This window comes from Neorhizobium sp. T25_13, assembly GCF_002968675.1.
Classification (GTDB): Bacteria; Pseudomonadota; Alphaproteobacteria; order Rhizobiales; family Rhizobiaceae; genus Neorhizobium; species Neorhizobium tomejilense.
The window spans coordinates 1-18,246 of record NZ_PVBI01000031.1 but is presented as its reverse complement, the minus strand read 5'-3'; the positions used below and the strand labels follow the sequence as shown (position 1 = coordinate 18,246).

Sequence of the window (18,246 nt, the reverse complement as noted above, 5' to 3'; positions counted from 1 at the left end):
ACAAAAGCGCACCATCGATGACACCTGGCGTCACATCGGCAGACTGGTCGAAACAATCCTGCCCGACGAATGCGCCAACTATCTCACAAATGCAGGATATGCTTCCGTCAAAACATGAACCGCTCTAGTCGCCGCTCGCGAGCAGCTTGGCGCCGCCGGCCGCCTGGACGGCGCGGCTGCCGAACCGGATGCCGGCACGCAAGGCGGCTTCTTCCGATGCCTCGTTCAGCCAGGCATCGATAAAGCCGGCATTAAAGGCGTCGCCGGCGCCGGTCGTGTCGATCACCGGCACGGTTTCCGCCGGTGCATGCAGCATCCGGCCGTTGGACATCAGCCAGGCGCCTTCTGCACCACCCTTAAGGAGGACCAGCGGAAAGGCCAGCGACAGCTTGGCGAGCGCGACTTCCGGATCGGCCGACCCGGTGATCGCTTCAGCCTCTTCCAGATTGGGCAGGAACAGGTCGACGCCCTCGCAGGCCCGCAGCAGGCCGCGGTCATAGATCAGCGTCGCATCCCAGCTCGGATCGAGCGAAACGGTCAGGCCCTTTTCCTTGGCGCGGGAAACGAGGTCCGGGATCTCGTGCAGCGTCGCATATTCGGCGATATGCAGGTGGCGGGCTTCGTCCCAGTCGAGCGCGGCGTCGAGTGTGGCGGGCAGGGCAGGGCCGGCGCGGCGGGTGAGAAAGGCGCGGTCCTGGCCGACCACGGCCGCAACCGTCACCTGCGGGCCGGCATCCTGTGCATGTTCGATGAAGCGCAGGTCGACGCCGCTGTCCCGAATCTGCTCTTCGACCCCGGCCGACAGCGAATCCGTGCCGAGCCGCGCCGCGAGAGCCACCTTGCGGCCCGCATGGGCAAGATGGGCGGCCGCGATGAAGGCACCGCCGCCTGCCGCAATCTCCATGCCGCTGGCATAAATCTCGCGCCCGAGCACCGGCAGGTGGCCGAGGCCCGTGAAAATCAGGTCGCAATAGATCCGCCCGATGCTGAGCACCGCGGATCTTTTCTCTGCATGCGTCATCATGAACGGCCCAGAAATCTCTCTGTGCTGGCATCGAAGAGGTAGAGGTCGCCGGGAGCGGCTTCGCAGGTGAGCGTGCTTCCGACAGCCGGCACGAACTTTTCGCGCACGGTGGCGATGATCGATGTATCGGCCACGTCCAGATGCACTAGCGTTTCCGGCCCCAATGGCTCGACGGCCGAGACCGTTCCGGTCACCGTGAAGCCGCTGCCGCCGGTAACGGTGGCGTGGGCGATCAGGTCATGCGGGCGCACGCCGATCAGGATATCGCCGACCGGCGCCATTGCCGCACCCGAAGCGGTGCGGCGGCCACGCACGAGGTTCATCGACGGGCTGCCGATGAAGCGGGCGGTGAATACGTCGACCGGGCTGTCGTAAAGTTCCGAAGGCGTCCCGACCTGCAGGATAACGCCGTCCTTCATCACCACGATACGGTCGGCCATCGTCATGGCCTCGATCTGGTCATGGGTGACGTAGACGGTGGTGGTCTTCAGCTTTTGATGCAGCCGCTTGATCTCGATGCGCATCTGCGCACGAAGCTGGGCGTCGAGGTTCGAAAGCGGCTCGTCGAACAGGAAGGCGGAAGGGTCGCGCACCATGGCGCGGCCGATCGCGACGCGCTGGCGCTGGCCGCCGGAAAGTGCCGCCGGCCGGCGGTCGAGCAGGGCTTCGAGGCCGAGGATCTTGCCGGCCTCCTCGATGCGCTTGTCCTTTTCGGCCTTGTCGAGCTTCGAGGTATATAGTCCGAAACCGATGTTCTGGCGCACCGTCATATGCGGATAGATTGCATAGTTCTGGAAGACCATGGCGATATTGCGCTGCTTCGGCTCGCGCTCGTTGACGACTTCCGAGCCGATCTTCAGCGTACCGTCGGAGATTTCCTCGAGGCCTGCGATCATCCTGAGCGTCGTCGATTTGCCGCAGCCGGATGGGCCGACGAAGACGACGAATTCGCCATCGGCGATCTGGAGGTCGATCCCTTTGACGGCCTCGACCTTGCCGTAGCGCTTCACCAGTTTTTCAAGTTCGATCGTCGCCATCAGCGGGCTCCCGTCAGGGCAGTGAATTTCTGGTTCAGCTCAGTGGCTGCCTTCGCCTCATGGTCCGCGGCCTTCTTGGCCTCGGCTTCGAAGGCGGCCAGCTTGTCGCGATAGGCAGCGATTGCGGCCTGCATAGGCTCAGGCGCGGGACCGCCGAAACGGGCGCGCACGGCGACGAAATGTTCGGGCGAAACGATCTCCTTGAACTTCTGGAGATCGACGGAAGGCTTGCGGCCGGCCGAATGTTCGAAGGCCTTGAGGAAGGGCTCGTAGCCGTCATTGGGTAGATCACCCTTGGACGCGACGACGCTCTTTGCCGTCGCTGCGGCAATCTCATGGGCCGCGCGGAACGAAAGCCCTTCGATGCGCACCAACGAGTCGGCAAGCTCGGTAATGGTGATGCAGGACCGACGAATGTTCTGGTCGACGCGCTCCGGATCGATGCTGATCTGGGCGATCAACGCCGCAAGCAGATCGAGCACGCGGCCGGCCGAGGCGAAGGCCTCGTAGCCCATCCCTTGCGTTTCGCCCTCGCTGTCGTTCATGTCGGTGAACGGCGTGTTGTGCATCACGTCGAGCACGGTGCGGGCCCGGCCCATCGTCTGGCTGGCGAGATGGCGCAGATGCTCGATCGGCACCGGATTGCGCTTCTGCGGCATGATCGAGGAGATCTGCACCAGCGCGTTCGGCACGTAGATCTGCCCGACTTCGAAACTCGTCCAGAACTGAAAATCCTGGATCAGGCGGCCGAGATGCAGGAACATCAGTTCGATCGCCGAATAGGTGGACGTCGTGTAGTCGACCGCGGCGATGCAGGAATAGGAATTGCGCAGTGGCGCAGAAAAACCGAGCAACTCGGCGACCCTGGCGCGGTCGATCGGGAAGCCGGATGTGGTGATCGCGGCAGCACCCATCGGCGACAGATCGACGATTTTCCGAGCCTCGGCGAAACGCTCGATATCGCGGACAAGCACCTCGATCGCGGCCGAGAGATAGTGCCCGAACGTGGTCGGCTGGGCGGGCTGGCCGTGGGTATAGGCAACGATCAGCGTCGCCTTTTCGCGCTCGGCGGCATCGATCATCGTGGCAAGCAGCTTGCGGGCCTTGCCCATCAGCGCGTCGATCTTGTCCTTGAGACCAAGCTTGAAGAGCGTGTGGTCGATGTCGTTGCGCGAGCGGGCGGTATGCAGGCGCCCGGCGATATCGACGCCGATGCGGGCCTTCAGCTCCTTCTCGATCAGGAAGAAAAAGTCCTCCACCTCGCCGGTATAGACGAGCGTCGAGGGATCGATTTCCGTGTCGATTGCCTCCAATGCGCCGGCGATCTTGGCCGCGATTTCCTTGTCGAGAATGCCGGTCTCGACGAGCATGACGAGATGCGCGCGGTCGATCCTGCGGAAACCGTCGACGTGATGGCTCTTGGCGCCGTCGAAGAGCGGCCGGAGCACGGTTTCCTTGTAGACCGGATCGGGGAACGTGCTGGTGTCGGAAAGGCGCGGGTTGATGTCCGCCATGGGTTTATCCTTGCATTATCCCTTTAGGCCCGCCAGCATCACACCGCGGACGATGTAGCGCTGCAGGACGAGGAAGACGAGAAGGGTGGGAAGGGTGGCGATCGCAGCCCCCGTCATGATCATTTCCCACTGGATGGATTGCTCGACCGCGAAGCTCGAAAGCCCGACCGGCAGCGTATAGAGTTCCTTGCTGGTGGTGACGATCAGCGGCCAGAAGAACGCCGTCCAATTGCCGAGGAAGGTGAAGATCGCAAGCGCCGAAAGCGCCGGCGTCACCAGTGGCAGCGCCACTTTCCACCAGATCTGGAATTCGTTGAGCCCGTCGACGCGCGCCGCCTCGATGAAGTCGTTCGGCACGGTTTCGAAGAACTGCTTCATCAGGAAGGTGCCGAAGGCCGTCATCATGCCGGGAAACATGATGCCCCAGTAGCTGTCCAACCAGCCGAGCTGGCTCGACATCAGGTACCACGGGATGACCAGCATCTCGGTCGGGATCATCAGCGTCGAGAGGATCGCGAGGAAGATGAAATAGCGGCCGCGGAACTCGAACTTGGCGAGCGTATAGCCGACAAGGCTGTCGAAGAAGCAGTTCGACACGGTGACGATGACGGCGATCAGCGTCGAATTGAAGAACCAGCGCATGAACCGCCCGTCGGCGAGCACCGCGATATAGTTCGCAAGCGTCGGCGCCGCGGGAATGAGGCGCAGGTCGTAGATCTGGTCCGCCGTCTTCAGCGATGTCGAGAACATGAAGGCGAGCGGCGAGACCATGATCAGGCCGCCGATGAACAGCACCGTCCAGGTGACGATCAGGCCGGGGCGAACCCTGCCGTGGCTGAGGCGAGTGGCTTCGCTCATTTCTTTTCCCTCAGTATCCAGAGCTGCAGCAGCGATACGATCAGCAGGATGGTGAACAGCACCACCGTCTGCGCCGCGGCGTAACCCATCGCATAGGAGTTGAAGGCGGTCTGGTAGATCATCAGAACCAGCGGCTTGGTCGATCCGAGCGGTCCGCCGGGATCGTTGGTGGTCATGTTGTAGACCTGGTCGAAGATGCGCAGGAAGCCGATCGAGGAGAACACCACGAGGAAGACGGTGGTGGGTTTGAGGAGCGGCAGCGTGATCTTGCGAAGAATCGCCCACTCGCCGAGCCCGTCGATGCGCGCGGCTTCGTAGAACGTGCCCGGAATGGCGCGCAGGCCCGCCATGAAGATGATGATCTGGAAGCCGAGGCCTGCCCAGATCGCCGTCACCATGATGGAGAACAGCGCCTGGTCGGTCGAGCGGATGAAGGGCTGCTGCGGAATGCCGAGCATGCCGAACACGTCGTTGATGATGCCGATCGGCGGCGGCTGGTAGAACCAGCGCCAGACCCAGGCCATCGCCGCGGCGGTGGTCAGGAACGGCAGGAAATACAGCGCCCGGATGAAACTGTGCATGAAGCGGACGCGATCGAGAAAGAAGGCGATCGTGAAGGCGACGACCAGGCTGATCGGCGTGCCGACGATCAGGTAGGTGAACGTGTTCTTGAACACCTTCCAGAACTGCGGGTCCTTGAAGAGCTTGATATAGTTGGCGAAGCCGATGAACTTCGCCGGCCGCAGCAGGTCCCAGTTGGTAAACGACAGGTAGAAGGCCTGGAACGTCGGATAAAAGCGGATGATCGCGTAGAAGAGGATCGGCAGGGCAAGGAAACTCCAGACCCAGACGAGGCGTCGCGTCCGCATGGAAAAGCGGTCGCCAAAGGATGTCCCTTGGGATCCGCCGGGGCGGCCGGACGCCGCCCCCTGCTGTTCAATCGCTGCCATGACCGGCTCCGGACCTTACGGCTTGGCCGCGTCGATGATTTCCTGCTCGGCTGCGGCGGCCTGCTTGATCGAGTCCTCGACGGACTGACCCTGAAGCAGCACGCGGTTTGCCATGTCGATGGCGTTCTGGCGCTGGGCCTGCTCATCCATGAACAGGGTGGTGTGTGCGTATTCCAGGCCCTTCAGGAACGGTGCGTAGATCGGGTCCTTCAGGTTGGCCTCGGTCAGCGCTGCAGAGCGGAGCGCCGGCAGTTCGCCGACGGTCTTCAGCCAGATCTCCATGGCGGCCGGAGAGGTGATGTAGGCCAGGAACTTCTTGGACGCTTCGAGTTCCTCGCCCTTCGCCTTGGCGCTGATGCCGTTGGCGAAATAGCTGGCATAGTTGGAGCGCACGCCTTGAGCATTGGCCGGCAGTTCGGTCACGCCCCATTCGAAGTCCTTGATGCTCTTGAAGGCGCCGAGGCGGAAGGTGCCGTCGATGGTCATGCCGGCCTTGCCGCCGCGGAAGGCCGCCTGGCCTTCGTCCATGAAGCCGGCGGCGCCGATCTTCTTTTCGAGCTGCAGGCTGGTGTAGAACTTCAGGGCCTTGACGCCCGCTTCGCTGTTATAGGCGACCTTCTGGTCGTTGTCGGTATAGGGCACGCCGCCGAACTGGCGGATCAGCACTTCACGCCACCACTGGTGATCCTGGCCGCCCATGTCGAGCGTCGAACCTTCGACGAGAAGGTTACCCGAAGCATCGCGCTTGGCGATCTTCTGGGCGGCAGCGACATATTCGTCGAGCGTTTTCGGCGGGTTGTTCGGGTCGAGGCCGGCCTCGGTGAAGAGCTTCTTGTTGTAGAACAGGGCAAGCGAGCGCACGGCGGTCGGCAGGCCGTAATAATCGTCGCCACGCTTCATGGCCTTGACGATCGGGAAGAACTCGCTTTCGATCTTGGCATGCGGGAAGGCATCCTTCGGCAGCGGGGCGAGAAGGCCGCCGGCGACGAACTTGTCGAGCCAGCCGTAGAACAGCTGCATCACGTCGGGACCGTTGCCGGCCATGTTGGCGGCGATCACGCGCGTCTGGTAGTCGGCATAGGGAAAGGTGACCTGCTTGACCGTGATGCCCGGATTGGCCTTCTGGAACTCGGTGATGAGCTGGTCCATCGCCTTCACACGCGTCTCGAAGACATACTGCCAGTATTCGATTTCGACCGCCTGCGCGGCATTGAATGCGAATGTGCTGAAACCGGCGACGAGACCGGCGAACAAAGTTGCCTTGCGCATGTGAGCCTCCATTTGCCCCGCCGGGTGCTCCGGTCTTGGGGACTGATTGTTCCCTGCATTCGGATGCGACCGCAGCCCGACGCGTTTATTGGTTTCCGGGGAGGCGAACCTCCCTTTGACGTGCTGCGGCGCTTTGCCCCAGCCCTACCCCTTACGGTTTCCTGAGTGAGGTCTTTTGTCAATAAGATAATTTACTTGAATTATTCTATTGCCGGATGCGGTTTCCCGGCGTTATGAATTCTGCCAACCGAAGGTGGGCGAAATGACCATACACACGATCGGCACACACCCGGTGGCTATCGGCAAGAACCCTGAACGCAGCCGCGAACACAACCGCCGCGTCGTGCTGGATGTGGTGCGCCGCCACGGTTCGCTCGGCCGCGCCCATATCGCCAAGCTCACCCATCTGACGCCCCAGGCCGTCGCCAACATTGTCGACGACCTGGCGGGCGAGGGGCTGCTGATGGAAATGGGCCGGCTGAAATCCGGCCGCGGCCAGCCGCCCATTCAGTTTGCGGTCAATCCCGAGGGCGGCGCCACCATCGGCGTCGAGATCGCCGCCGACCATATGGTGACGGTGGCGCTCGATCTGTCCGGCGGGCTCAGGGCAAAGCGCATCACGCCGCTGAAGGACACGACTCCCGGGCATATCCTCCCCGCTTTCGCAGCCGAGCTTGCCGCGGTCACGGAACTGGTCGGCGCAAAGCTGCTCGGCACCGGCGTCGTCATGCCCGGTCCTTTCGAGATCGACGGCATGACCTCGGTCGGCCCGACGACGCTGCCGGGCTGGGCGGGGCTCGACGCCGCCCAGGCGCTCAGCGAGGCCTGCGGCCATGCGGTGATCGTCGAAAACGACGCGACGGCGGCGGCCGTCGGCGAGCGGCTGTTCGGCGCGGGCCTGGCGATCTCCAATTTCTGCATGATCTATTTCGGCGTCGGCATCGGCCTCGGCATCATCCAGGACGGCGCGCCCTATCGCGGCGCCTTCGGAAATGCCGGCGAAATAGGCCATGTCACCGTCGTGCCGAAGGGCAGGCCCTGTCCCTCCTGCGGCCAGCTCGGCTGCCTGGAAGGTTATGTTTCCGCCTATGTGCTGAAGGAAAAGCTGAGCTGCGTCGGTATTTCCGACACCGAGTTTTCCGATCTCGAGACGCTGCACGCGGATCACCACCCGGTCGTCGAGGAATGGATCGACGAGGCGGCGACCTATCTCGGCCCGATGGTCGCCATGCTCGAAAACATCCTCGATCCGCAGACTGTCATTCTCGGCGGTGCGTTGCCGGATGCGATCATCGAGGACATCGTCGCCCGTATGGGCAATTTGCCGACCTCGGTCGCGAGCCGCAGGCAGCGCGACCTGCCCCGCGTGCTGCGCGGCCAGACGGGGCAATTGACGGCGGCGCTTGGCGCAGCCGCCCTTCCGCTTTTCGACATGGTGACGCCCAAGCTTGAAACCTCGCTTGCCGCGCTTGCCGATATTCCCGCATGACATATTGAGGAGAGTTTTCATGCTGACCGCCCGCGAACGCATCGAACGGCAGATGGCCGATCCCTCGCTCGTCCGGCTCCACCGCAAGCTTTCGCGGCTGAAGTCGACGGTCACGATGATGAACACCGGGGCCCACCCCGACGACGAGCAGAACGGCATGCTCGCCTGGTTCCGCCTCGGCCTCGGCATGCGCGTCATCATCGCGTGCTCGACACGTGGCGAGGGGGGGCAGAATGCGCTCGGTCCTGAACGTCTCGGCCCGCTCGGCGTGATACGCTCCCGCGAGCTGGAAGAGGCGGCCCGCGCGATCGACGGTGACGTCTCCTGGCTCGGCCACGGCCCGACCGACCCGGTCCACGATTTCGGCTTCTCCAAGGATGGCGATGCCACGTTCACCCGCTGGGGCGAGGCCCGCACGGTCGAGCGCCTGGTGCGCGCCTATCGGAAGGAGCGCCCGGATATCGTCATCCCGACCTTCCTAGACGTCCCCGGCCAGCATGGTCATCACCGGGCCATGACCCGGGCCGCGGAGACCGCGATCACACTCGCCGCCGACCCCAATGCCTACCCCGAACATTTCACCGAGGGCCTAAAGCCCTGGAAGGTCGCCAAATATTACCTGCCGGCCTGGTCAGGCGGCGGCGATACCTATGACGACGAAGTGCCGCCGCCGGATACGACCGTGACGGTTGTGGCCGAAGGCCGCGATCCGGCCACCGGTGCCGACTATGACCGGATCGGCGAATGGTCGCGTTATTACCATGCCTCGCAGGGCATGGGTCACTGGCCGAAGCGTCCGGAGAAGGACTGGCAGCTGCACCTGAAGCTCTCCGCCGCCGGCCCGAAACCCGAGCAGTCGGTGCTCGAGGACCTGCCGGCATCGCTGACCGTACTTGCCGAATTCTCCGGCCTGCCCGCCAATGCGGCGGAAGCCCTGCGCTCTGCGGATGCCGCCATTGCGGTAGCCGTCGCGGCCTTCCCGGATCGCGATGCGATCACCCACGCGCTGACCGAAGCCGCCGGCTGGCTGGACATAGCAGCCTCCGCCGCACCGGAAGAGTTCACGGCTCTGCACGGGCACCGCATCGCCCGCAAACGGACGGAAGTCGATGCCGCGATCCTGGATGCGGCCGCGATCTTCGAGCGTGCCTATGCCGATCCCTCCGCCATCTCTCCCGGCGGTGCTGCGACACTCACCGTCGAGCTCGGCGAAGGCGCTTCGAGCCACAAGGTCGATGTTCTCCCGATTTTGCCGGCCGGCGCCTCGTCCTACGTTCAGTCGCTCGCCCATGACCGCGTATTCGCGCTGACCGCGGCGTCGGACGCTCCGCTCTCAGGCCTCTATCTGCCCGCCTGGTCTGCACTCGGCGGCAACGGCCATGCGCATGTAAAAGTCTCGGCCGAGATCGCCGGACGCACCGTCTTCGGCACGTTTGATCTCGAAGAGCCGTTTGCGGTAACGCCCGCCCAATCGCTGACCCTGTTGCCGGATGCGCTGCTCGTACCCCTTAGCACCAAGCAGACGGAATGGCCGATCAAGGCCAATCTCTCCGGCACCAATGCGCCGGTTTCCTTCAAGACACCCGCTGGCTGGGTAATGAAGAAGACCGACGGCGGCTGGATCGCCTCTCCGACCGATGCGGCCAAGCCCGGCCTCGCCGAACTGGAACCTCAGATCGACGGCCACCCGGCCTTCCAGGTCACGCCCATCGCCTACCGGCATATCGGCCGCACCAGTTTCCGTGCCCCGGCAGCGCTAAAGATCCTGTCGGTCGATCTGAAACTGCCGGACGGCGCGTGCATCGGTTATGTCGGCGGCGGCGCCGATCGTGTCGGCATGTGGCTTGCCCGCATGGGCCTCGATGTCACCGAACTCGACGCCCAGGCGTTGTCCGGCGATCTGTCGCGCTTCACCACCATCGTCGTCGGCATCTTCGCCTTCGGCATCCGCAAGGATCTCGCCGCCTCCACCGAGCGCCTGCATCGCTTCGTGGAGGAAGGCGGCCACCTCGTCACCCTGTATCACCGGCCGACCGATGGCTGGGATCCGAACGAGACCCCGGTCCGCCGCATCGAGATCGGCTCGCCGTCGCTGCGCTGGCGGGTTACCGATCCGAGGGCCGAAGTCACCGTGCTTGCGCCGGACCATGTTCTGCTCAAGGGACCGAACAGCATTGGCCCGGAAGACTGGCAGGGATGGGACAAGGAACGCGGCCTCTATTTCGTCTCCCGCTGGGATGAAGCCTATGAGCCGCTTCTGGCCATGCACGATGCCAATGAACAGCCGCTCAAGGGCGCGCTGATCTCCGCTGCCATCGGCAAGGGACGACACACCCATACCAGCCTCGTGCTGCATCACCAGCTCGACAAGCTCGTTCCCGGTGCCTTCCGGCTGATGGCGAACCTCGTGCAGCCGGCGTGAGCACGGAGGCAGCGCCAGAACAGGAAGCCAGGCGGGCATCGAACGCCCGCATAGGCGTCGGCTGGTTGCTTCTCGACATGACGCTGGTCTCCGGCGGCATGACCGCGCTGGTGAAGGCGCAAGGAGCGACCTATCCGGCCTTCCAGCTCGTCTTCATCCGGGCGATGATCGGGCTCCTGTTCATCCTGCCGCTGATCTGGCGGCATCGCGCCGAGATGCGTCGGGTCAAACATCCGTGGCGCAACATTTTTCGCATTTCCTGCAATGCGGTGGCGCTGACCAGCAATTTCCTCGCCATCACCATGCTGCCGCTCGCCATGGTCAACGCGGTTGGCTTTTCCCGGCCACTGATCACCATGGCCATGGCGGTCGCGATGCTCGGCGAGACGGTGAGTCGCATTCGCTGGCTCGGCGCCGGCCTCGCCTTCATCGGCGTGCTGATCGTCATGGCGCCCGGCACCTCGAACTTCGATATCGAGGTTCTGGTCGTCCTGGTTTCGGTGGTCTTCGGGTCGCTGGCGATTATCCAGACCCGGGCGTTGAAGGACGAGAATACCACCGTGATGATGGTCTTCTACACGGTCGGCCTCGCGGTCATCACCGCCGTGCCGGCCGTCTTCACCTGGAAACCGGTCATGCCCTTCGACTGGATCCCGCTGCTCGGCATCGGCTTCCTCGCCCAGCTCGGCCAATATTGTTTCCTGCGCGCCTACCGGATCGCCGATGCCAGCGTGCTCGCCCCCGTTGGCTACCTCTCGATCGTCTTCGTCACCATCACCGGCTACGTGTTCTTTGACGAGGTGCCGGAGGTGAGGGTGGTCATCGGCGTGATCATCATCCTGGCCGCACTGCAAGGTGCCGTCTGGCTCGACCGTCGCCGCAGCCGCGCCCGACTTTGATGGCGATATAGCGCAAACGTCGAGCAGGCGTCCCGACCGATCGATCGTTATATGTCTCGAAGGAAGTTTGGTGGAGCTAAGCGGGAGACAACCTTGCGCGAAAAATTTCTCTTATATTTCGAATAATTATTGAAAATCAGCCTGCTATGGGACTAGATATGGGTACTTTTCTGGGTACTTGGAGGCTTTTTTGTCCCTGTCATCTGATCGCATGTTTCTGGAGCGTCATGGCAACCAGTGGCGCGTTGTCGTCAACGTACCGAAGAAACTGCGCGCCAAACTCGGCACCAAGTTGAAGAGGTCGCTGGGGACAGACAGCCTTAAGGAGGCGAACCGGCTTAAGTGGGATGTCATAGCTGAACTCAAAGCGGTCATTGCGCATGAGGAGAATCCATCGCTTTCGCTGGAGGCGGCCCGATCAATAAGCCGCGAGCAGGCTATACAGCAGGCGGTTCGGTTTGCTGAGCAGCGTAAGGGTGCTTTCGAACCGGCAACGCGAGACGAGATTGATGAGGAGATCGACTGGCAGGCGGAATCCCTCGCAGGTAGGCCCATAGCCATTGACGAAGACGGGCATGAGGTCTTTGACCCTGATCGTTTGCGCCTCGCCAAGGACTTCGCCCAGCTAGCGCGTGGGGACAAGACACCCATCGACCTTCACCACGAAAAGTTTCTGGCGGCATCGCACGTTAAGGCCCGCACATTGGCCGACGATAAGCGGGCAATGAAACTCTTGAAGGACTGGTGCAGCAGGGCCGGTGTGCCGCCCTATCTTCAGGCGCTCACCAAGAAAGAGGCAGTTCGATTCTGCGATGATCTTCCGGAGCTAACCGCCAATTTGACCCCTGTCACCCTCAACAAATACGTTAGCCGCCTTTCGGTCTATTGGACTTGGTTAGAAAACCGTCACGAGGTTGAGTCCAACATCTGGCACGGACGGCGCTTGCGTGAGCCTCAGCAGACCACCGATCAAAAGGAGCGCCCATTCACCGACGATGAAGTGAAGACTTTACTCAAGGGCCCCGCCGAGCCCGCAATGGACGACCTTATGAGGATAGCCGCCCTTTCCGGTGCCCGTTTGGATGCCATCGTGTGCCTCAAGGTGAAGGACTGCCGCGATGATGGGGTCTTTGTATTCAAGCCCCAAAAGAAAGAACCGGGGCCACGTCTCTGCCCTATCCACTCTGAGCTAATCGAAATCGTTGAGCGGAGGAAAAAAGGTAAAGCACCTGAGGACGATATCTTCCCCGAGTGGCCCGGCGTAAAGAAATCCACTTCGCTGCGTGAACGCTCCTTCAAGACCTCCAATGAGTTCACGGAATATCGCCGGAGTGTCGGGGTCGAGGATCGGCGCGATGGCAAGCGTAGGGGTCTCGTGAACTTTCACAGCTTCCGCCGCTGGTTCATCACCAAAGCCGAGCAGGCGGGACAGCCAGAAAGCACCATCGCCGTTGTGGTCGGGCATAAACGGCAGGGCATGACTTTTGGCGTCTACTCTGGGGGACCGCTGCTTGAGCAGGCGCGGCAATGCGTCGAGGCCGTGAGGCTTCCTACGCTACGGGATGGCGGTGCCGCATACGGGAAATCTGCTTGAAACATCTTATGATTCATTCGACAGCCTCTCGCAGGCTACGCGCAGAAATTCTGCTAGAAAGCTCTAAGGTTGGTGTCGTTAGGAAGGTCTTGCTCCCTCCGTAGCAGTAAGACTTGAAGCGCCTTGAAAGCAGGAGCGAAGGCCTCATCGAAGGAAAATGCGTGCCAGTCGATGTTTTCCCGAGCACCAAGTCGATCTTGATGTAACTTGTCCCTCACGCTCTTAACGCGATCGACGCCAGCTTCGAGTGCGAATTCTCCTCGGGGATCGAACGTGGAAACCAGCGAAGGCCTCCATTCGTCGAATCCAATACGATTTGCTGCTGAACCATCAAAACCATTGGCGCGCAGCCAGAGTGCCGATCCAATCCCCTCACATACCGAGAAAACCCCGACACAAAATTCGAAACTCATGATGTGCATATAGGGCTCGAATAGAATAGACGGTCCCGAACCACGGCGCGCATGAGGAACGATTAGCGCGGCCTTCAATTCCAAGCCCACCAATACATGCTTCAAATTTGAGACCAACCGTCGTTGAACCTCGACGTCCAGACCTTCCGGCAACGATCTTCGGACCCAGCGCTCCCATTGAGAAGAGGTCGATATGTTGACATATCCCTCAGGCTGTTCAGGCAGTGACGTTATGTAAAACATGTGATCATCCGAAGTGTAGGCCAAGCGCCAGCTTACGGTGCAGCACGCGGTGACAGTTCGCGCATAAGCACTTTAGGTCTTCCATGCTGGTTTTGTGACCAGGCTGCATATTTGCAACGTGGGTTTGGTGGTGGTGAACCTCGATGCAGGCCGACCCTGCCTCTGGGCCATACTTCTCAATAGGATCAAACTGGCAGTCCTCGCAAAAAAGCCGCTTATGCTCTGCCATGAAAGCAGCCCGCTTTTCTTTCGCTAACCCAGCGGCCCTTTCACGCTTCAGATGAGAGACGATTTTCGGATTACCCTCAATCCAACTGCGTTCCTCTTCAGTCGGCACAAAATCGGCTAGCTTGGATGCAAGCACCTTTTGACTGGCTTTGGGACGGGCATTCCCCGCCGTTTTTGGCACAATCCAAAGGCCAGCTTCTTCCAGCAGTTCGAAGCATATTTGACCCCACCCGGCGCTAAAGTGTCGAGGATGAGCTCCAATTCCCAGCGCTTCCTCAAGGGCCAGACCGAAAACCTTTTTGGGCGCGAGGGGAATGCCCGTATCGGTCAATGCATCATATTCCCGGGAGGGAGCGAAGTTAGGAGCGTCGCCGCCATCGAGAAGCTTCCGTACAGCACTATGGATATGACGGGGCTGGACTTTCCTCAATTCGCCAGCAGACAGGCGACGTTGCAACTCTATGGCCGCCTTCAGCTCCGAAGGACCCGTGCCGGGAGTTGCGATTAAAAGCCTTTTCCAGGCCCCATGGCTGGCTTTCCCAGCGTTCATAGCGCGTACAATTTCATTGAAACGAACGACCACTGGTGCATTTTGATCGAAAAAAAGTTCGCGATCCGCGAGGGCGTCGCCCTGAACTCGGAGGCTATCCACGTAGATCCTGTAGCCAATCTGCGCGTCATCCAAACGAGTCAGTAGCAATTCCAGGGCAGCGCGATATTCGCGGTTACGGTCTTTGCCGCTGCGACTGTGCAGTATTAGCCCAAGGTCATGCATCTCAACCTTAGCATTGAGCTGCGCGCCATCATCATTAACGAGAATCAATTGGTCCGACATAACGCGAGGTTGAACAACATCCGCGCTGCTTGTCTAGTCGTTGGCTCGGGAAAATCGGCTGCCTTCAATCCCTCAAGGACGCCTGGTAGCCGTTGCAGATCGCATACCAGCAGGCATCCTTATCGTCGCTTTCCTGCCATCCCGGCGCACAAAGGACGACCCGATGGAACTTGGCGTTACACAAGCCGTGATTGGCGAGCAGGCGAGGATCATCCATGAACCACGGCCTGAGGTCTTTGCTTCGGGTCCAGTTCGGGACGGCCTTCCAGTCGGCCTCTCCTCCGGTTTCGCTCAAGAGCCCCACCGCGCAGGATTTCCAGTTGGAGAGCACAATGGGTTGATCGCAGGCGAAGGCATGTGGCGTGCCGAGGAATGTCAGCAAGCCAAACCCCAATAGCAGTGTCCTATGAATGCTAGCCCCCATCACTCCCCCCGCGCCCTATGGTTGGCGACAAGGCAGACTTTAGGACCCTTGTCGGAAGACGCAAGGGATGACTCTGTGGGATCGTAGGTGTTGTAGGTCGCTTATCACTCATCTGAATCTCAAAGCGGTACTGCAAGGAAACAGGAGGGTGGGCCTCAAGCTGGTCACTTTGAGACATACCTCTTGCCGCCCTCTGAGCAGCCCGCCTCGAGGGGATGGTGGCGATGGGGGCTGTACAATGCCATTGTCACTATAGGGCAGCCCTAGAGCGCCATAGAGGGGAGTTATTTGGTGCAGGCATTTCAAGCGGCTTTTCCGCCACTGCAAGCGGTCGGGCCACCACCCGGGCGCTAACATCGTTCATGACTCTGATTGCCAATTCCTTTTGACTAACCGCCACCATGATACCATCATGCATTGGCAACGCGGGCACGCCCCTTGTGGTCAGCTCGGTTAGAGTGCCGACAAGGATTTCGCTTTCGAGCGCCATCAGTTCAAAGCCGACATTGGTATCGAAGAGCGTGGCAATCGCTGGATGGAGCGTCGTTGCAGCGGCCTTAAAACGCTCCATGTTCCATCCCTCGGGCAACGCCTCCTTGGTGCCGGAGGGCAACCGCCGCGCCACCTTGTCGCGGAAGAACAGCGAGACCATCAGCGATTTGACGGTCTTGCGGTGCCCCTCCAAGCCGGGGATTGCGTACAAGTCGCCTTTGGCCGGCGCGACCCCCTGGCGGCAGTAAGCGAGTTGGATGAACATTGACGCGAAATCAAGGTCAGCGACGGGCTCCCCATCAATCGTGAGCAAATAGCGTTTATCCTTCGGCAGGTCCTCCCAGAAGCCGCCATAAAGTCTTCCATGACGGTCGAACACATGAGCATCTTGGGGCTTATCGATGCGGAATTTTCGCACGAGCTGGATAGGGCCGGTTTGCTGGCCGTTGAGGCGGATATCGGCGCAGTTCAGAGCTTTGTTGATCCTTGCCATCTGGGACCGCAACTCGTGTGCCTCCTCGCAATCCTCATAATCGACTGGTGACTTGCGGCCGCTCCTTCTGCTTCCCGCCCACAGTTCGACTGTCTCTCGGCCTTCAAGCTGATGAAGATCGGCAATCGATACACGATACTCGTCAACAAGCTGCCTGAAATAGGGTGTCGGGATGACCAGTGTTCGCCGCTCCTTAAAGATAGCCTTCTCGACGTTCACGAGGCCCGCCTGTCTCGCCTCCTCAATCACCAGCCTCAAGACATCAGCGTTGAAATCTCTCCGGTCGTATCTGGTGAGTTTTTCATTCATAAGCGGCACCGCCACGCCGACATACTGAGATGGACTAAGTGCGGCCTTCACAAGGTTAGCCGCGAGCGTCTTCAAGCAGAGTTTACGGCGCTCCTCTGCGTCAGCTCTGGTCTTTCGTCCTTCGGTGATGATCGGGCGCGGAAGCTTCCCAAAAATATAGTCAGCCAAGGCGACGAAACCATCGTCACGAGCGGCCAACCACGGATCGTAATGCAGGACATGGGGCAGCGCCTTTTCGTCCGCTTCTCTTTTCGGGGGCAAGATATTCTCCAACATGTGCGTCCCTACCCCCACTAGGTAATCAAACGGCGGTGAGGACTTTCTTGTTGATCAGGACGCGTTGGCTATAGGCGGATGCGATGGATGCGGCCCGAAACGCTCGATGCGCATTGCGATTATCTCGGCTTGGGCTGCATGGGCTAGCTCGTCGCACGCTTTTTCCAGCCTCTCGCCGATCTTCCTCAGTACGTACCCCGATGAACGAGGATAGACGTGAAGCTCGGCAGGGCGGGTGCCCCCTGTTTGCAGATCCCAAACATCCCATTTTCGGTGGGTACCGCTAGCGAGCCGATGGACAGCCTTTGCGGCTTGAACGATGCGAAACTCGCGGGTGCGATGACTGAAGAAATCATCTTCAATGAGCGCGGCCACGCCAAGGTATATTGCTATGAGCCGCCTCGTCGGAACATTAGCCGCTCTGAGCCTAGCAAACGCAACTGTCGACCGCTCCTTCGATGATTTGCCCCTTAGGGTGGTCGCGGGAACTACTCGTGTCGAAGCGGCGAGGAAGTATTCGAGGTCCCAGTATGTCGCCCTATAGATCGGGTTCTCTCGGTTCTGTTTCAGCCATCTGTGCGCGCTTTCGACGTATGGGGCCAACTCACGGCTTCTGTACGTGCCGTGCCAATGGGAACCGTGGCGGGCTCGCCTCTGTGCGTGATAACGGCAGTAGAGGGATGATCGGACCTGGGCGCTCACCGATACATTCCGGTTGCATCCGGGCAGGGCGCACTCAGTCATCGGTGCTGACCATCAAATCATGTCCGTCAACCCGCACTAATTCGTCGTCCTTTAGGCTGCGGCTTTCGGCAAGGCTTTGAATCTCGTCGAGGAGTGTTTCAATTTTTTGTCGCTCCGCCCGAAAGACCTTATAGTCGGGATAAATAACAAACTTTCCGGCAGCAAAGTCCCTCCCTATCCTTATCCACTCGTCGCGGGCTTGTGGCACTTCGCTGTGTCCATTCACGCCGCGCGCCTCCCAGATAGGGGCATGTTTTGTGACGTAAGTAGAAACTGCCCCGTTATTGGGCATAACGCAGAAGCGCGTATTGGGGCCTGGCGTGGTCCCTTCTATTAAGGCGAGGAAGTCGTTGATCGCGTACGCGTAAGGGGTAACCGTGTCGCGCCATCTGCCGTACCCCGCGATAATGTTTCCTTCGAAAAGTCCGCAATACGCCTTGAGCGATGCACCTCGTTGTTCTCCGAGCGGTCTTGAATTGATTAAGAACGGTCTAGATGTCGGCATTGTTTTAATCACGGTCGGACTTCCTGATGAATGTTTCGCTGCCCCCAATCTCAGTGAAGTAATTGGGTGTTTCTAGAGGTGGCCGCAGCGAAATTCATATCCCCTAAAAAAATGCACCCTCCTTCGGCTACCTATCCGGAGGGGTTGTTGACCTCATCGCCGAGACCTCTCCTCTTCCTCCGTACCCACAGGGTCTTACAGCCAAAGCACCGCACCCAGAGCACCCAC

15 protein-coding genes and 1 pseudogene are annotated in these 18,246 nt (G+C 60.6%); 5 read left to right on the top strand and 11 right to left on the bottom strand.

The window, feature by feature from the left end:
• Positions 1–118: pseudogene (locus C5J22_RS30495) on the top strand (IS630 family transposase); the annotation flags it as partial.
• A 6-nt stretch (positions 119–124) separates the two neighbouring features.
• On the opposite strand, the gene C5J22_RS30490 reads toward C5J22_RS30495, so the two are convergent.
• Genes C5J22_RS30490 through C5J22_RS30465 form a run of 6 tightly spaced genes read right to left on the bottom strand, consistent with a single transcriptional unit; the run spans position 125 to position 6,664 of the window.
• Positions 125–1,024 carry a carbohydrate kinase family protein gene (locus C5J22_RS30490; protein ID WP_105441327.1) on the bottom strand — a complete coding sequence of 300 codons (900 nt, stop codon included), beginning with the start codon at positions 1,022–1,024 and terminating at the stop codon, positions 125–127.
• Positions 1,021–2,061, bottom strand: a complete 1,041-nt coding sequence (locus C5J22_RS30485) for an ABC transporter ATP-binding protein (RefSeq protein WP_105441326.1) — start codon at positions 2,059–2,061, stop codon at positions 1,021–1,023. The genes C5J22_RS30490 and C5J22_RS30485 overlap by 4 nt, the downstream gene beginning before the upstream one ends.
• On the bottom strand, positions 2,061–3,575 hold the full coding sequence (argH, locus tag C5J22_RS30480; protein ID WP_105441325.1) for an argininosuccinate lyase: 1,515 nt from the start codon (positions 3,573–3,575) through the stop codon (positions 2,061–2,063). Before argH ends, C5J22_RS30485 begins: the two co-directional genes overlap by 1 nt.
• Positions 3,576–3,590: 15 nt before the next feature.
• On the bottom strand, positions 3,591–4,433 hold the full coding sequence (locus C5J22_RS30475; protein ID WP_105441324.1) for a carbohydrate ABC transporter permease: 843 nt from the start codon (positions 4,431–4,433) through the stop codon (positions 3,591–3,593).
• Positions 4,430–5,383 (bottom strand): carbohydrate ABC transporter permease, encoded by a 954-nt coding sequence (locus tag C5J22_RS30470; RefSeq protein ID WP_105441323.1) that lies wholly within the window; start codon positions 5,381–5,383, stop codon positions 4,430–4,432. The genes C5J22_RS30475 and C5J22_RS30470 overlap by 4 nt, the downstream gene beginning before the upstream one ends.
• Positions 5,384–5,398: 15 nt before the next feature.
• The gene (locus tag C5J22_RS30465) at positions 5,399–6,664 is read right to left on the bottom strand and encodes an extracellular solute-binding protein (protein WP_105441322.1); all 1,266 of its coding nucleotides are present in this window, start codon (positions 6,662–6,664) and stop codon (positions 5,399–5,401) included.
• Between the two features lie 250 nt (positions 6,665–6,914).
• Here C5J22_RS30465 and C5J22_RS30460 point away from each other — a divergent pair, with 250 nt between their 5' ends.
• From C5J22_RS30460 to C5J22_RS30445, 4 genes are all read left to right on the top strand, one after another.
• Positions 6,915–8,141, top strand: a complete 1,227-nt coding sequence (locus tag C5J22_RS30460) for an ROK family protein (RefSeq protein ID WP_105424836.1) — start codon at positions 6,915–6,917, stop codon at positions 8,139–8,141.
• A gap of 19 nt (positions 8,142–8,160) precedes the next feature.
• Complete coding sequence (locus tag C5J22_RS30455; protein WP_105441321.1) at positions 8,161–10,563, top strand: PIG-L family deacetylase; 2,403 nt, start codon at positions 8,161–8,163, stop codon at positions 10,561–10,563.
• Complete coding sequence (locus C5J22_RS30450; RefSeq protein WP_105441320.1) at positions 10,560–11,462, top strand: DMT family transporter; 903 nt, start codon at positions 10,560–10,562, stop codon at positions 11,460–11,462. The genes C5J22_RS30455 and C5J22_RS30450 overlap by 4 nt, the downstream gene beginning before the upstream one ends.
• Before the next feature lie 190 nt (positions 11,463–11,652).
• Complete coding sequence (locus tag C5J22_RS30445; RefSeq protein ID WP_371412689.1) at positions 11,653–13,056, top strand: DUF6538 domain-containing protein; 1,404 nt, start codon at positions 11,653–11,655, stop codon at positions 13,054–13,056.
• A gap of 53 nt (positions 13,057–13,109) precedes the next feature.
• Here C5J22_RS30445 and C5J22_RS30440 read toward each other — a convergent pair whose 3' ends face one another.
• The 5 genes from C5J22_RS30440 to C5J22_RS30415 form a co-directional block, all read right to left on the bottom strand.
• Positions 13,110–13,712 carry a hypothetical protein gene (locus tag C5J22_RS30440; RefSeq protein ID WP_105441318.1) on the bottom strand — a complete coding sequence of 201 codons (603 nt, stop codon included), beginning with the start codon at positions 13,710–13,712 and terminating at the stop codon, positions 13,110–13,112.
• Positions 13,713–13,716: 4 nt separating this feature from the next.
• Positions 13,717–14,775: a hypothetical protein gene (locus C5J22_RS30435; protein WP_105441317.1), complete on the bottom strand. Its 1,059-nt coding sequence runs from the start codon at positions 14,773–14,775 to the stop codon at positions 13,717–13,719.
• Positions 14,776–14,839: 64 nt separating this feature from the next.
• Positions 14,840–15,199 (bottom strand): hypothetical protein, encoded by a 360-nt coding sequence (locus C5J22_RS30430; RefSeq protein ID WP_245440609.1) that lies wholly within the window; start codon positions 15,197–15,199, stop codon positions 14,840–14,842.
• A gap of 250 nt (positions 15,200–15,449) precedes the next feature.
• Positions 15,450–16,769, bottom strand: a complete 1,320-nt coding sequence (locus tag C5J22_RS30425; RefSeq protein WP_105441316.1) for a hypothetical protein — start codon at positions 16,767–16,769, stop codon at positions 15,450–15,452.
• Positions 16,770–17,505: 736 nt separating this feature from the next.
• Positions 17,506–18,030 carry a hypothetical protein gene (locus C5J22_RS30415; protein WP_172746842.1) on the bottom strand — a complete coding sequence of 175 codons (525 nt, stop codon included), beginning with the start codon at positions 18,028–18,030 and terminating at the stop codon, positions 17,506–17,508.
• Positions 18,031–18,246 lie beyond the last annotated feature (216 nt).